Origin of the sequence: Sporolactobacillus terrae DSM 11697 (genome assembly GCF_000648615.1) — a bacterium.
GTDB classification, from domain to species: domain Bacteria; phylum Bacillota; class Bacilli; order Bacillales; family Sporolactobacillaceae; genus Sporolactobacillus; species Sporolactobacillus terrae.
The window spans coordinates 18,698-30,100 of the sequence record NZ_JFZC01000059.1 but is presented as its reverse complement, the minus strand read 5'-3'; the positions used below and the strand labels follow the sequence as shown (position 1 = coordinate 30,100).

Sequence of the window (11,403 nt, the reverse complement as noted above, 5' to 3'; positions counted from 1 at the left end):
TTTAAGAATATTAGGTTTCATAAATAAAAGGTATCACAGTCATATTCACTGCGATACCCCCAAAATCATATACTTTCTTTACCTGTAAAAAAATCCCAAACCCGGAATCCTTACTCCTGATTTGAGGACTTGCGCAACCTTTTTACTTTTTTCGGCGTAATATCTTTCCCTGTTGGGTCGACAACCGTGATCTGAGCCAATTGTTTTTTAAAACGACTACGGAAGTTTTTCAAATACTTTTGGCGTAATTCCGCCTGACGCTTTTTTTCTTGTATTGTTAGCGAACGTTCCCGCGAAAGCCGCGCCAACCTGTTAATTTCATCAATTAATGAACGCATTTTAGTTTCTATCACTCCTGTTTCGTTCTCCTTGTTGCATTATCGCACAGGATTCCATCCGATTTCAATCATTGCTGGACGAATTTACTACAATTAGCAATTCCATTAATAATACGATTTTGGCTGAACATTGCTTTAAAAAGATCATTGATCATGATTTTTAGGTTTATTTATCAAAGCTTCCGCTCTCAACATCTTTGATAAAATCAGCCAGATGTTTGAAATAAACCGGTGCATTATCAATCATGTGGTGATGACCGCCTTCAGGCGTTGTTGTCAAGCGAGCATGCGGAATTGTTTCAGCCATGCGGTGCGCAGCAGCAAGCGGCATCGTTTCGTGTTCACCGAAGGTAATCAAGGTTGGAGCCTTGATGTCCTTAATCTGATCACGTACATCCCACTCTTTCAGCTTTCCGGTCACAACAAACTCATTATCTCCTTGGAATGCGTTATATACGGGGGTTGCCATTGTTCCAATCAGATGAGAGATAGCTTTAGGTTGCTTACGATCAACATATCCTTTATTTAAGAGATCGACATAGTCTTGATAGCGATCATTAGCATAATCATTTTCTACTTCACATTGTTTCATAAAAGAAACCGCATCGGCGGGCAGCACGAGCTCACGAATTTTATTAATGTTCGCCACGTATTCATCGATGTTGTCGGTCATCGATGAAATAATCGCTCCTTTTAAATGATGGCCGTACTTTAGTGCATACAGTTGCACCAGTGCACCACCCCAGCTCTGACCGATCAGATAGAATTGATCCAAACCTAACTTTTTCCGTACCTCTTCCACTTCTTCAAGAAAGTATTCATAAGTCAAATAACGGTTTGCAGTTTCAGGATCCGAGTAATCCGGCTGATCCGAATAAAAAGACCCGAGTTGATCATACATATGGACCTGAATGCTCAACCCTTGTTCAGCCAACTTTTGCGCGAAGTTTTCATAGTATTCATGGGTTCCTCCCGGACCGCCGTGCAAGCATAGTAAATGAAGGTCGCCTGTTCCTTGTGTGTTCGTCCAAAGATGATACCCATTATCTAACGTGATGATCGTTGTCCCTTGCTTCATCAAATCACCTGTTCTTCAATTTCCTATTTAAAAACCTAACCACAGCATGAACTCGATCACGCAAAAAGTCAAACCGTGCATTCACTTTATCTTCAAGAATGTAATTACTGCTTTCGCATCGGGGAATGTTTCCGATCCAGTCGTTAAGGGAATCATTAGTGATAAGCGATCATGAACAAACAGCAGAAAGCAGGTGTATTTATGAAATTACGTGCCGTTATTTGCCTTGCACTAAGCACCTTACTGTTGATTGCCGGTTGCAGTCAAAGCAGCAATGGCCCTAACACCGCTGAAAACCATGACTCGGTACAGACAGACCGCTCAAACGCTGAATCAAGAAATGACAAAAGTGCAGCGGATCAGAATGATGTCAAGGATCACTCATCGACGGCAAGCACACCAAAGCTTGGCTCACTTAATCAAACGCTTCAAGCGATTCAAAAACAATTAAACGATCAAAAACAACTCTTTCTCCCAGACTATGTGCCCATTGAAGATGGAAAATATCGTTCAGCTGTTGTGACGGAGCAAGCTTCAGATTACTCCGTCACCTTTAAACAAACGAACACTCCGGCTGCTGTTAATGACCCATCATTAGCTCATGCAAAAACGATCGCAGCAATTCGCGCACGTACGTTCCAAAACAAAAATGATGCAGCCAAGCAGATCAATCACAACACATTCAGTGCTTCCGATGGGAAAGCGGTAGAGCTTGGACACGGTATCACCGGCTATGCAGATGCCGGGGCAGGTACGGCCGGCATTTCATGGAACGAAGGCCGGTGGACACTGGCTTCATTATCACCGACCTCCGATGCTGCAGACGGTACAGATTTAGCGCGTGAAATCGTTGCTTATCTTGAGCAGCATCGCTTACCCATTCCTCACCAGTACGGAACGGTTCAAGTCTATACGGACAAACGGCAAAGCATCGTTCGCTGGCAAGCAGGCGCAGCAATGCTTGAGCTCACGGGTACCATCCCGCCGCTTACACTAATCAAAATCGCTTGTTCAATCCAAAAATTCGATTAACAAAAAGCAGGATGACTTTTATGTTACAGTCACCCTGCTTTTTTACTCAGGAAATTAATTCGGATCCCGTTCCACTCCGCCCGTCCATTCCATCATCCCGCCGCTCATGTTTTTCACGGTATAACCATGTTCAGCCATAAATTCAGAAGCAGCGACACTTCTTACTCCGGCATGACATACGACAATATATGTTTTGGACGGATCGATTGCTTTGCAACACGAAGGAAGCTCATTGAGGGGAATATTCACTGCTCCGGCAATGTGTTCTTCTTTGAATTCAAAGGGTTCTCGCACATCGATAATATTTATCGGTTTTTCTTTCATTATCAGTGCTTCAACGTCTTCAGGAAAGATTTCTTCGTACATGTGCGTGCTCCTTTATTTCGATGTATTCTTTGTATTTAGTAGATAATGACCGGTTCGTTCTGTTCAAGGTGATCATAGACTGTTTTCATGACGTTCGGCGGCGTATTGACACAGCCGCCCGATCCTTGAGTGAGGTAGGCATCCTTCTTCCAATTACGTCTCCAGCTCGCATCATGAAAACCACAACCGCTCATGGTAAACGGTGCCCAATAATCGACTTTTACAGAGTAGTGCGGGTTCCCTGCCTCGCTGCCTTCAAGTACAGATGGAGATTCTTTGTACATGATATACCATAAACCTTTTGGCGTATCTTCTTGAGTATCATGCCTACCGGTGACGACATCAGTCGAAAGTATGAGTTTGCCATTTTGATAGATCCATATTTTTTGCTCAGAAATCGATACTTCTGCATACGTATTGCCAATTCCGTTATTCGCTGTATTATGGTAGCCGATTCCATAAGTGCTGTACCCGACTCCGTAAACATTATAAGCCTTCAATGCAGGGTCACTGTCTTCGAATGCTTTGGTAATGCGCTTGGTTTCATCGTTTACCTCCAGCGCCCAGCCATACGATTCACCCTGTACAGAAATGATCTTTCCTGAGTGTGTTTTGAAAGAGAATGTCTTGTTCAATGTTGACTGGTTTTTATTAATCTCGGCAACTTTATGCTTCAAATCTGCAGAATCAATCTTCAGTTTTAAATCAGGGGAAACCGAAGCATTTTTAATGTAGGTGTCAGCTTTCAATACATAATCCTTATTTTGGACGGTATAGGTTACCTGCCGTTTCCGCAATGCTTGCAGTGTACTTTTTTCTTTTTTTACCGTTTCGCTGTCTGCAGTAACCGGTTGAAGAAACTGCTGCTTCAGATGGATCACACGCTTATAACTTTGATGCTCATAATCTTTTATGATTTTTGCACGATCAAACTGGTTGCCATTTTCGCTCTTTACGACATGAACCACACCATCGCTCAGATAGGCATAAGCATCTTTCGGTGCCTTTCGCTGCTTGTTCAATTGATTCAGCTTATCTTCTAATTGTTTTTTTAATGTTACAGAACGGTACGTGTCTTGTTGGTTCGGCATTAATGAAAAATTTTTGGTTTTATAGGATGGCCACCATGTCTTCTGTTTCTCAAAGATCTGTTTAATCTTCGAAAGATCTTGCCTAGAGAATGTTGCAACAGAATTTTTTCCGTTAATCACCCGCTCCTTATCTATGTAAATATCATTTTTCAACCTCAATTCAGATAAATGCTTCAACGCTTGCTCCGGTTTCATATGACCGACGGCCACGCCATTGATGGTCACATGTGCGTTAAACCGGGTTGCCTGAACATAACGGATTCCCCCGAGTATAACAACTGCGATGAAAAAGATACTGCTACTTATAATGATTAAATTACGTCTATTTATGATCGCTCACCTCAAGAAAGAATTATATGCATTAACGATCCATATCATCAATCGGTTTCATGGTACTCGTTATCTATAAGATAAATGAGTACGCACAATTTAACAAGAATTTATTAATCGTGACTATTCGCACAAAACAAATTCTTTGATCCAAATCAAAAATGTTGATCAACCCTGCCCCTCAAACTATAATTAATATACTTAATTACAATTTGTTAGTTTCTAGGTTCATGACAAATAGGAAATGAGGTTTAAATGATGCCCTTACAAGCGAACGAGCAAACCATGATTAAACAGGTTTCATTAAAAGTGAATAATCTGGTAAAAATGATTGAATTTTATTCGAAAACGATCGGTTTAAGGCTCATCAAACAGAGTCAGACTCAGGCACTTTTTTCTGCTCAAGGCTCCGATCAAGTGATTCTTCAATTAAAGAAAATTAATGACGGAGCAAGCTCACTCGCAAAAACCGGTCTCTATCATACCGCTTTTTTGCTGCCTACTCGAAAGGATCTTGGCACGATGCTGCTGTGGTTTTTAAACAATAAAGTGACGCTCATTGGAGCCGCTGATCACGGTTATAGCGAGGCAATATATCTTAATGATCCTGAACAAAACGGTATCGAAATTTATCGGGACAAACCGATTTCTGAATGGGATATTCTTTCTAATGGGCACATCAAAGGTGTGACGGAACCGATGGATGCACAAGCGGTACTCGCAAGCGCTGATGGTCAGTGGCAAGGGATTGTACCCGGTTCGAAAATCGGTCACATTCATCTAAAAGTGAATGATTTAACTGAAACTGAATCCTTTTATAACGGCATTCTTGGGTTTGATGTGAAGGATCATTTCGGAAGACAGGCGAAATTCTTTGCTGCCGGTTTGTATCATCACCATATCGGAACAAATAATTGGTCCGGAAATCAGCTCGCACCTATGGCAAGCAACGATTTGGGATTGGATTACTTCTCGATTCAACTGCCGGATGGAGTAACCAGCAAGCACGTTCAAAAACGGTTAGGCGCTCGGAAAGAGCCTTTTGAAATCGGTAAACAAGGAGAACTGATTGTGACTGATCCTAGTGGAATTACCCTCCATCTTGATTAAAAATTAAATACAGTCCCCCGCATCAGTCAATGCGCGATCAAAAGAATTTCCAGTGTGCTGGTGCACATGATTAGACGAGGGCTGAAGGGTTTGCTACACTTTAAGTATTGAGGAGGAGGAAAAATATGACTACTATTCCACAAGTAACACTCAATGATGGATTGCTGCTTCCCGCTGTTGGTTTCGGTACATACAAGCTCAATGGCGCCGCAGGCATTAACTCAATCTTAAGCGCAATTGATACCGGTTACCGTTTGCTTGATTCAGCCTTTAATTACGAAAATGAAGGTGCGCTCGGTGAAGCGGTTCGAAGAAGCTCCGTTCCGCGCGAAGCATTGATCATTACCTCCAAGCTGCCCGGACGTCATCATAAATATGATGAAGCCATCACAACCATTCAAGAGTCATTGTTTCGAGCAGGTCTTGATTATTACGACCTTTATTTAATCCACTGGCCCAATCCAAGCAAAGATCTATACGTTGAGGCTTGGCAAGCGTTAATTGATGCCCAGAAGTGGGGATTAATCCGTTCAATCGGCGTTTGCAACTTTCTGCCGGAACACTTGGATCGTCTCATAAAGGAGACTGGAGTAACGCCAAGCGTAAATCAGGTTGAACTTCATCCTTACTTCTCTCAAGAAAAGCAGCGTGCCTATGACAAAGAACACGGCATCGTTACGGAATCATGGAGTCCACTTGGTCGTGCGAACAAACTGCTTCAGGATCCGGATATCAAACAGATTGCCGATGCCCATCAGAAAACGATCCCGCAGATTATTCTGCGTTGGCATGTTCAGTTAGGCGCTGTTCCAATTCCAAAGTCTTCAAAACCATCACGACAGCTTGACAACCTGTCTCTATTTGACTTTAAATTAAATGACGAAGAAATGCAGAAAATCGGACGGCTCAGTCATGCGGATGGCCGAACCTATAATCAGGATCCGGCAATATATGAAGAGTTTTAATGATATCCGATCAAACGACTTTCCGGGATATTCCAGCGGAGAGTCGTTTTTTTGTGGACTGCAAAAAAGCAGTGTTTTGAATTTTGTCACACTGATGTGTCTTTAAAAAAGGAAATCATTCGTTACATGACGAAATAAGAATATGTGTTCTTAAATAATCTCAATACCAATAAGGAGGTGGAGAATGCTTATGGTCAAATAAGTAACCCGCTTACAACTCCCAGCTCAATTTATTCATTTCGTCGACGCGTTTCTCGTTACTCACATTTCCTGCTTTACCCCCACTACATTTCACCCATCATAAAGGAGTCCTTCGCATGATTAAAACCTTTCATAAACTGATTCTCGCCTCTGAAAAAGCTTTCACCCTAATCGAAATGATGATCGTACTTTTTATTATTTCCATCCTGCTGCTTATCGCTGTACCGAACATGACCAAATCCAATGATGTCGTACAGGAAAAAAGTACGGAGGCAACGGTTCAATTGGTTCAAGGTCAAGTGGCTGCTTATCAAACCAATCACAATGGCGAACTTCCCGATAATTTAGAGGAACTTGTTCCTGAGTATGTCAGCAGCATCACCGCATCAAATGGCAAACCTCTTGTGTATAATGCAACGACCGGTGAAGTCCGGGCACCTGCGGATGAATGAGCCGCCACCGATGCATCAAGCATCATTATTGCAAAACACGAAAGGTTTCACCTTGATTGAGGTGCTGATCGCATTGTCTATCATCTGCATCATTGTTCCTTTGTCCTTTTTCTGTTTTTCTCGGCTCACTGATGAGCTCACAATCAGACATTTCGTTGAAGCGGTCAATGAAACCATTTACGACACGCAAATGGAGGCGATCGCTCGTGCCGATTTTGCTCAAATTGTTTTTTATGATGATTTTTACTATGTCTCAATTAATGGGCGGACCAAACGGATTCTGATGAATCCACGTATCGAGGTTCTGAGTGCAAACAAATCAATCAAGATTAATCAGCTCGGCCATTTTAGCAAAATTGATTCATTCTTTGTTAAACTTGGGCGCATCAGTTACAAATTCACCTTTCTACTTGGTCAGGGGAGGTTTTACTATCAGAAGGTTTCAGGATGAGCACGGTTTTATTTTCGCTGAAGCCATGATGGCTTTAAGTATACTTTCAATTCTCTTGATCGTTTCTATGCCCATTTTGGCGCATGTATACGACGAACGGCAGATCATCAAACAAAAGCATGAAGCCATCCGTATGCTTCAACACCAATTATTATTATGGCGCAGAAACGACAATGCTTCACTGAATGCAGAACAGGACACTGACTTTCAGTTCGAATGGATTGAAAGAAAGGAACATTCCGCTTATCTTTCGGTTCACTGGACTTATCGCGGACGCACCTATCGGCTAACCGGAGAAGCGTTACGATGAAAAAGCAAGCGGGGTTTACACTGCTCTCAACAATGCTTGCACTTACTGTGTTATTCGTCGTTCTCAGTCTAACGACTGCCCTTGTACAATTAATGAACCACCACTTTCAGCCTCGTCTTGACAGCCAAAAAGAAGTGCAACTTTTCTTCGCCCAAACAGCAAATGAACTCCATCAATCCACTTCTGTCCTAAACACATCGGATCATCAACGGTTAACGTTAATTCACAGTGAAGGGGTAATCAGTTATTCGTTTCTGTCACCAGGACGCATTGTCCGGCGTGTTAATGAACAAGGCTATGAAATTGTGCTTCAGCGTGTTGCAGGCGTCTCCTTCCAAACAACAGATGATGAACAGGTTTCCATTCATGTAACCGATCAGCAAGGACGGGACTTCTACTGGACGGATCGACTCTATTTAAGGAGTGATGCTGATGAAAAGCAAAGTGCTGAATAATCAACAAGGATTCATTCTTCCGTTGACAATGATTTTGTCGCTGGTTTTCATTGCCTTTATTTTTCACGCGCTTTTTCTGCTGCAAAGCGACCGTACCTTTTTTCAACATACACAGACGCACTTTTTTCTTCAACAGTTGCGTGAATGCGCGCTCAACGACTTCCAACAGAAATTAGAACAGGACGCTTTGCCGGATGAAGGAACATTTAACTATCATAACGGTACCGTTCAATACATTGTTACTGAAGATTCGGCATTTGTGACCATAAACTTCACCGTTCACTATGGTGATGAGCGGGAAATTGATCGAATCGTCTACGATAGGGAAAGCGGGAATCCGGTACGATGGCTGGAGCGGATCAGTTAATGCAATGCTTCATGAATCGTGTTTGACGGCATGCTTGAACCTCGGTTTGCGTTTATTCTGTCCACCATGTATCCAATTTCATTTTTATGGGCATACTGATCATAAAAAGCAAGAAGGTGCACGTACGCGATGAAGTCGGAAGAATACGTTCGCTTCTTAACCGAACAGTTTGTTCGCTACATGGAGACGCCGCGCGATCAAAGGAAGAAGGTGCGTCAGGAACAGAAAGCGAATCGCCCTCCGCTTCGCAATCTTCTCTTTGGTCAGATCCCCGATGCCATTGAAGACTATACGTCAAAAATGAGTAAACGCATAAAAAAGCATAAAAAATAACTCGGTGATTCGATGCCGAGTTATTTTTTATGACTGCTCTTGTTTTTCCATTGTAAAAGCGCGATAAGTCAGTTTCCCTTGGAACATCTGCAGGATTTGAATATGCTGAAGCCATACATCGAGCGCTTCTTCATCAAGCTTACTCGTGAAATGGTAAGAAGGCTGAGCATCCTGCTCATCTTGTCGCAGCTGATTTGTACGGTATGCTTGAATCTTAGTGAAACCGGCTTGTTTCCAAAGGGTGAGCCACTCTTTTTCAGTACGTACATCTTTTACACCATAAACCGTTTCAATGAGCTGCTTCTGTTGCTCATCCAACGCTTCTTCAATGGTCATCTCGACGGCAGCCATTCGTCCACCATTTTTCAGTACGCGAAAATATTCAGGGACAGAATGCGCTACATTGGTAAATGCAGTTACTGATTCAGAGAATACAGCATTGAAGCGCTCCGATTGAAACGGCAAGGCTTCTGCCGAGGCTTGAATGATCTTGGCTGTTCGTTGCCTATTCTTAAGCCTTGTTTTCGCATGTTCAACCATTAATGGATGCAGATCAATACCGGTTACCTCTGCCTTTAATTGATCCGAGAGGTACATGAGCGTTGCCCCTGTTCCGCAACCTACATCAAGCACCTTGTCTCCTGCTTTAATTTGTAATTGATGGACAAGCTGCTCCGTGAGCACATGTCCGCCTGGATGCGCATGATCAACTGCCAACTTTGCAAGAAAATCAAGATACCGATGATTACTCACTTCTTGCACGTCCCTTCGCTTTTGCTTCTCATGCTATCGTATGATCAGCAGTTGGGAACGTGCTCAGGTCAATCCCATCAAGAATGGATTCGCGATTCGTTCATGCCCGATTGTGGTCGAAGGTCCATGCCCGGGACAAACCACGGTTTCATCGGGCAAAAACAGCAGCTGTTCGCGAATACTCTCCAGCAATTGCACTTGATTGCCGCCATATTGATCGGTCCGTCCGATACTTTCGCGAAAAAGCGCGTCACCGCAAAACACGGTATGTTCTTGAGGAAAATAAAAGGAAACCCCTCCGGGTGAATGTCCCGGCGTCGGAAGAACCTTGAAAGAAAAAGATCCAATCGATAAATGTTCATTTCCTTCCAGTAAATGCTCAGCTGCGCCGGCAGTAACCGGCTGAGCCATCGCAAAATGGGCAGATCCGTTCTTTTCCGGATGATCCGGCCAGTCCGCTTCGTTCGTTTGGCCATAAGCCGGGACAGCCCATTCATCGCGAACAGCGTCTAATGCACCAATATGGTCAAAATGAGCGTGAGTCAATAGAACCGCTTGGGGAACTGCGCCGCTTTGTGCAATGATTTTTTTAATTTTATTAAACTCCTCACCCGGATCAATAATTAAACACATGTCGGAGCTATTATCGATCAAAATATAGCAATTTGCTTGTATCGGTCCAAATGGACAAACCGTCCATTTCAAGTCATACACCTCCCCATTCACTCAATCACTATACTGTTCTTATTTAACGGTTGCACGATTTATTTTCTTAATACAGAGCCATGCGGAACCAATCACGCCAGCGTCGTTACTGAGCTTCGCAATATCAATCGTACATGCATCAAAAACCCGAGGCAACGCAAACTGTTTAAAGGACTTGGTCAGCGGCTGAAGCAATGAATCCCCGGCATGGGAAACGCCTCCACCAATCACGATTTTCTCGGGGTTAAGGGTTACAGCGAGCGCGCCAAGCGCGAATCCAAGATAATAGGCCGCTTTTTCAGCAACGGTTACTGCCAACGGATCCTTCTTGGCTGCACAAGTAAAGACATCTTCAGAAGTGATATCGCCCTTGCCCTCAAAGATATCGCGTAAAATGCTTTCCGAGTCGTTATAGTCCAGTGCAGCTAAGGCAAGCCGTCGAATACCCGTAGCCGATGAAACCGTTTCAAGGCAGCCGGTCTTGCCGCAATTGCAGGATACACCTTCATCAGGGATTACCGTAATATGACCAATTTCTCCAGCCATTCCGCACGTACCATGAAGGATCTCTCCGTCACAAATGATGCCTCCGCCAACTCCGGTTCCTAGGGTGACACAAATCAGATTCTTTGCACCCTTGCCGGCGCCCAGCCACATTTCGCCGAGTGCAGCCATATTCGCATCATTATCAATAACAACCGGAAGACCAATCGCCTTTTCAAGCGCTTCTTTGAACGGATAGTTTTTCCAGCCTATATTCACCGCCTGGTAGATAAAACCGCTATCGACATCGATAAATCCCGGAGCTCCGACTCCAATCCCTCGAACCGTCGAACGCTCCAAATTGAATTGGGTCATTTTTTTCAAAACGCTTTCACTAATGTCCGCGGCTATATGTTTTCCATTATCAATCGTATTTGTGCCAATGGCCCACTTATCAATCATTTTGCCGTCATCATCAATCAACGCCATTTTTATCGTTGTGCCGCCTAAATCTACACCAATATTAATCATTCAATCACACCGCCTATTTATTAGGATCATCTTTTTTATTTTCACAAAAAAA

16 protein-coding genes are annotated in these 11,403 nt (G+C 43.3%); 9 read left to right on the top strand and 7 right to left on the bottom strand.

Annotated features, from left to right (window positions below):
• Positions 1-110: 110 nt before the first annotated feature.
• Together AA84_RS0112255 and AA84_RS0112250 are read right to left on the bottom strand one after the other, a co-directional pair.
• Positions 111-353, bottom strand: coding sequence for a DUF896 domain-containing protein (locus AA84_RS0112255; protein ID WP_223362564.1), 243 nt, complete (start codon positions 351-353; stop codon positions 111-113).
• Between the two features lie 151 nt (positions 354-504).
• On the bottom strand, positions 505-1,416 hold the full coding sequence (locus AA84_RS0112250) for a proline-specific peptidase family protein (protein WP_028977440.1): 912 nt from the start codon (positions 1,414-1,416) through the stop codon (positions 505-507).
• Positions 1,417-1,587: 171 nt separating this feature from the next.
• On the opposite strand from AA84_RS0112250, the gene AA84_RS0112245 reads away from it, so the two are divergent.
• Positions 1,588-2,448 carry a hypothetical protein gene (locus tag AA84_RS0112245; protein WP_128166756.1) on the top strand — a complete coding sequence of 287 codons (861 nt, stop codon included), beginning with the start codon at positions 1,588-1,590 and terminating at the stop codon, positions 2,446-2,448.
• Between the two features lie 54 nt (positions 2,449-2,502).
• Here the strand turns inward: AA84_RS0112245 and AA84_RS0112240 are convergent, their stop codons facing one another.
• A complete protein-coding gene (locus AA84_RS0112240) occupies positions 2,503-2,814 on the bottom strand; it encodes a rhodanese-like domain-containing protein (protein ID WP_028977438.1) in 312 nt (103 codons plus the stop codon).
• Between the two features lie 35 nt (positions 2,815-2,849).
• Positions 2,850-4,100, bottom strand: a complete 1,251-nt coding sequence (locus tag AA84_RS0112235) for a L,D-transpeptidase (protein WP_028977437.1) — start codon at positions 4,098-4,100, stop codon at positions 2,850-2,852.
• A 393-nt stretch (positions 4,101-4,493) separates the two neighbouring features.
• On the opposite strand from AA84_RS0112235, the gene AA84_RS0112230 reads away from it, so the two are divergent.
• The 8 genes from AA84_RS0112230 (at position 4,494) to AA84_RS0112195 (ending at position 8,879) form a co-directional block, all read left to right on the top strand.
• Entirely contained in the window at positions 4,494-5,345 is an 852-nt protein-coding gene (locus AA84_RS0112230) for a VOC family protein (RefSeq protein WP_037563583.1), read from the top strand.
• Between the two features lie 125 nt (positions 5,346-5,470).
• Positions 5,471-6,310: an aldo/keto reductase gene (locus AA84_RS0112225; protein ID WP_028977435.1), complete on the top strand. Its 840-nt coding sequence runs from the start codon at positions 5,471-5,473 to the stop codon at positions 6,308-6,310.
• Between the two features lie 317 nt (positions 6,311-6,627).
• Positions 6,628-6,963 (top strand): competence type IV pilus major pilin ComGC, encoded by a 336-nt coding sequence (gene comGC / locus AA84_RS0112220; protein ID WP_028977434.1) that lies wholly within the window; start codon positions 6,628-6,630, stop codon positions 6,961-6,963.
• Between the two features lie 10 nt (positions 6,964-6,973).
• Entirely contained in the window at positions 6,974-7,414 is a 441-nt protein-coding gene (comGD, locus tag AA84_RS0112215; protein WP_160168726.1) for a competence type IV pilus minor pilin ComGD, read from the top strand.
• A gap of 28 nt (positions 7,415-7,442) precedes the next feature.
• A complete protein-coding gene (locus tag AA84_RS0112210) occupies positions 7,443-7,724 on the top strand; it encodes a hypothetical protein (protein ID WP_139693121.1) in 282 nt (93 codons plus the stop codon).
• The gene (gene comGF, locus AA84_RS17790; RefSeq protein WP_051577984.1) at positions 7,721-8,179 is read left to right on the top strand and encodes a competence type IV pilus minor pilin ComGF; all 459 of its coding nucleotides are present in this window, start codon (positions 7,721-7,723) and stop codon (positions 8,177-8,179) included. The genes AA84_RS0112210 and comGF overlap by 4 nt, the downstream gene beginning before the upstream one ends.
• Positions 8,157-8,546: a competence type IV pilus minor pilin ComGG gene (comGG, locus tag AA84_RS0112200; protein WP_028977431.1), complete on the top strand. Its 390-nt coding sequence runs from the start codon at positions 8,157-8,159 to the stop codon at positions 8,544-8,546. Before comGF ends, comGG begins: the two co-directional genes overlap by 23 nt.
• A gap of 129 nt (positions 8,547-8,675) precedes the next feature.
• Positions 8,676-8,879 (top strand): YqzE family protein, encoded by a 204-nt coding sequence (locus tag AA84_RS0112195; protein WP_028977430.1) that lies wholly within the window; start codon positions 8,676-8,678, stop codon positions 8,877-8,879.
• Positions 8,880-8,906: 27 nt separating this feature from the next.
• Here the strand turns inward: AA84_RS0112195 and AA84_RS0112190 are convergent, their stop codons facing one another.
• From AA84_RS0112190 to AA84_RS0112180, 3 genes are all read right to left on the bottom strand, one after another.
• Positions 8,907-9,632 (bottom strand): class I SAM-dependent methyltransferase, encoded by a 726-nt coding sequence (locus AA84_RS0112190; RefSeq protein WP_028977429.1) that lies wholly within the window; start codon positions 9,630-9,632, stop codon positions 8,907-8,909.
• 63 nt (positions 9,633-9,695) lie between these two features.
• Positions 9,696-10,337, bottom strand: a complete 642-nt coding sequence (locus AA84_RS0112185; RefSeq protein WP_028977428.1) for an MBL fold metallo-hydrolase — start codon at positions 10,335-10,337, stop codon at positions 9,696-9,698.
• A gap of 39 nt (positions 10,338-10,376) precedes the next feature.
• Positions 10,377-11,351, bottom strand: coding sequence for an ROK family glucokinase (locus AA84_RS0112180; RefSeq protein ID WP_028977427.1), 975 nt, complete (start codon positions 11,349-11,351; stop codon positions 10,377-10,379).
• Positions 11,352-11,403: the final 52 nt, after the last annotated feature.

Bases quoted from the DNA above. Each gene is read 5' to 3' on its own strand.
- AA84_RS0112235 (WP_028977437.1), bottom strand. From the start codon at position 4,100: ATGAAACCGGAGCAAGCGTTGAAGCATTTATCTGAATTGAGGTTGAAA.
- AA84_RS0112245 (WP_128166756.1), top strand. From the start codon at position 1,588: ATGAACAAACAGCAGAAAGCAGGTGTATTTATGAAATTACGTGCCGTT.
- AA84_RS0112180 (WP_028977427.1), bottom strand. From the start codon at position 11,351: ATGATTAATATTGGTGTAGATTTAGGCGGCACAACGATAAAAATGGCG.
- comGC (WP_028977434.1), top strand. From the start codon at position 6,628: ATGATTAAAACCTTTCATAAACTGATTCTCGCCTCTGAAAAAGCTTTC.
- comGD (WP_160168726.1), top strand. From the start codon at position 6,974: ATGCATCAAGCATCATTATTGCAAAACACGAAAGGTTTCACCTTGATT.
- AA84_RS0112230 (WP_037563583.1), top strand. From the start codon at position 4,494: ATGCCCTTACAAGCGAACGAGCAAACCATGATTAAACAGGTTTCATTA.
- comGF (WP_051577984.1), top strand. From the start codon at position 7,721: ATGAAAAAGCAAGCGGGGTTTACACTGCTCTCAACAATGCTTGCACTT.
- AA84_RS0112240 (WP_028977438.1), bottom strand. From the start codon at position 2,814: ATGTACGAAGAAATCTTTCCTGAAGACGTTGAAGCACTGATAATGAAA.
- AA84_RS0112225 (WP_028977435.1), top strand. From the start codon at position 5,471: ATGACTACTATTCCACAAGTAACACTCAATGATGGATTGCTGCTTCCC.
- comGG (WP_028977431.1), top strand. From the start codon at position 8,157: ATGAAAAGCAAAGTGCTGAATAATCAACAAGGATTCATTCTTCCGTTG.
- AA84_RS0112210 (WP_139693121.1), top strand. From the start codon at position 7,443: ATGGCTTTAAGTATACTTTCAATTCTCTTGATCGTTTCTATGCCCATT.
- AA84_RS0112250 (WP_028977440.1), bottom strand. From the start codon at position 1,416: ATGAAGCAAGGGACAACGATCATCACGTTAGATAATGGGTATCATCTT.
- AA84_RS0112195 (WP_028977430.1), top strand. From the start codon at position 8,676: ATGAAGTCGGAAGAATACGTTCGCTTCTTAACCGAACAGTTTGTTCGC.